Raw genomic sequence first — 2,305 nt, 5'->3', positions numbered from 1 at the left:
AGGGGCGCCCTTTATATACGCCTTTTCGGGACATACTTCTGATAATGCCTTTTTCTTCGCACAATTGATAATAAGCATAAGATGTATAAACGCTGCCCTGATCACTATGTAATATACAAGCCTCAGGTATATCGATTTGATTTAATGTATCATTAACTAAACTTTGGTCTTGTTTATCATCGATTTTATGCGCCACAATTTCTCCGTTATAAATATCCGTTATCGAAGATAAATACAACATAGAATGACCAAATGGTAAATAAGTAATATCGGTTGTTAATACTTCCATGGGACAACTCGCTTTAAATTGTCCGTTTTATAATACGGTTTACCTATCCTTGTCGTCTTTTTAAGTCTAACTCGGCAGTTCAAATTATGCTTCTGCATCATTCTCTGTACTCTCTTATGATTAATTGGTGATGTATAATATTGATTAATCAACGCTGTAATCTTACGATAACCGTAGGTATAGTGGTTAGCTTTACATAATTCAATGACTTTTTGTGTTACGGCATCATTTTTATGGTTTTTGTTTTTCCATCGGTAATATGTTGATTTAGGTATGTTTAATACTTCTAGTATCAATTTGATTAATATGATAATCCATTCTATTACACTCACTAAAAATTTTTAGTGAACTGTGGTATAACTGTGGAGATTCTTCATCCATATCTCTATCTTCAAGCAATTTGATAATAAGAGTAGCGTAACCATCTATTAAGTCTAAAATCTCCATAATTCCACTACTCATTATTTTAAAACCGATGATTTTCCGGTGCAGTATATAATGATAATTTTGATTCTTTTATAATATTAGAATGTTTTAAAAATTTATCATATTGATATTATTAATTATTTTTTATTCTTTTCTTTCTTTTGATATTTTTTATGATTTTCTATCCTTGTCTCCAGAAATTTTAGTATCTAGATAAGCACCACTAAATGTGGCAAATATCACAACAAAACTTATAGCTATAAAGTAACATGTAATACTATATTTAGGATCTACTGAACTAATTATATAACTCACAACAAATGACATTATTACAAATATTATAATGAAAACTATAATCAAAATGAAATTTAACTTTAATTTAATATTTAGCAATTTGCTAACCTTATTTTTATAACAATATACAACAGATATGTATATGTTATTTAATACCGTTCTATCGTTTCATATAATCTTAATTTATGATGTTATATCTTTACCGAGCATATATAAGTTACACAAACTCGGTTCAACACAAAACATTTCTAAGTATTTAATTATTACGAATTCCGAAGTTTTTGTATATTATATAATATTGAAATGTTAGACTTATCTAGGTATAGTCTCACAACATTTTAATAGGAGGAGTATATAATGAAAATTAAATATATAAATACATTATTATTGATTTCTACATTATTTTTAACTGCTTGTAACTTTAATACTCTAAATAACGATGATGGAAAAAGTGATAATACAAATAAAAATACTAGTACACAAGAACAAAATCAAAATCAGAAAAACCAATCTCAATATAACCAACAAAAAACTACTAATAATCAAAATTTTAATAATTATCAAAGTCAAGAACGAGAAAACTCTCATCAAATAACCCCTCGAGAAGCAGAAAAAATTGTTTATGAAAAGTTTGTTTCTGGTGGCCATTCTATGGATGAAGTAAAAACCTTGTATAACAAAAGCACCAATGAAAGATATTTTATAGAATTTATGAGTGCACATGCAGATGGTTATCCAATCAGATTAGCAGTATGGGTAAATAAAGCAGATGGTTCAACGTCACAACCAATTGACATTTCAACCGAAGATGAAAAAAGAAGATTCGAAGAACATAAAGCTAATAGCAAAATATATAATCCACCAAAAGAAGGATTGTATAATGAAGATAATACTTCTCATAGCGATCGTTTTCAAAAAGATAAATCTAAAAATAGAATAACTAGTCAAGAAGAGAAGTTTAATTCTACGTCAAACGGTAATTCATCTAAAAATGAAAAATAATATTAAAACATCTAAGATTTAATGTTGATGTTCTATAACGACTAAAAGTATACTACTCTTTTATGTTAGTTTCTCTCAAAACATTCTTAATCTTAATAATATTACTTTCTTTGCACAATAGAAGTTTTTCATTTCATAATTTTAAATACAGTTATACAAATTACAAATTGCTACTTTATTTTTTGAGATAAGAACATAAGGTTCTGTTGCAAAGTAAAAAATATAGCTAACCACTAATTTATCATGTCAGTGTTCGCTTAACTTGCTAGCATGATGCTAATTTCGTGGCATGGC

Annotated in this window: 1 protein-coding gene and 1 pseudogene; one reads left to right on the top strand and one right to left on the bottom strand. The window is 27.5% G+C overall.

What is annotated here, in order from left to right; translation table 11 throughout:
- Positions 1–591: pseudogene (locus tag ABZ717_RS28515) on the bottom strand (IS3 family transposase); the annotation flags it as partial.
- Between the two features lie 775 nt (positions 592–1,366).
- On the opposite strand from ABZ717_RS28515, the gene ABZ717_RS28510 reads away from it, so the two are divergent.
- Complete coding sequence (locus ABZ717_RS28510) at positions 1,367–2,011, top strand: hypothetical protein (RefSeq protein WP_001830199.1); 645 nt, start codon at positions 1,367–1,369, stop codon at positions 2,009–2,011.
- Positions 2,012–2,305 lie beyond the last annotated feature (294 nt).

Source organism: Nocardiopsis sp. NPDC006832 (assembly GCF_040635885.1).
GTDB lineage: Bacteria > Actinomycetota > Actinomycetes > Streptosporangiales > Streptosporangiaceae > Nocardiopsis.
The sequence above is the reverse complement of the archived record's forward strand: the minus strand, read 5'-3'. Positions and strand labels throughout refer to the sequence as shown.

Excerpts from the sequence above, each read along its gene's own strand:
- ABZ717_RS28510 (WP_001830199.1), top strand. The coding sequence starts at position 1,367 with ATGAAAATTAAATATATAAATACATTATTATTGATTTCTACATTATTT.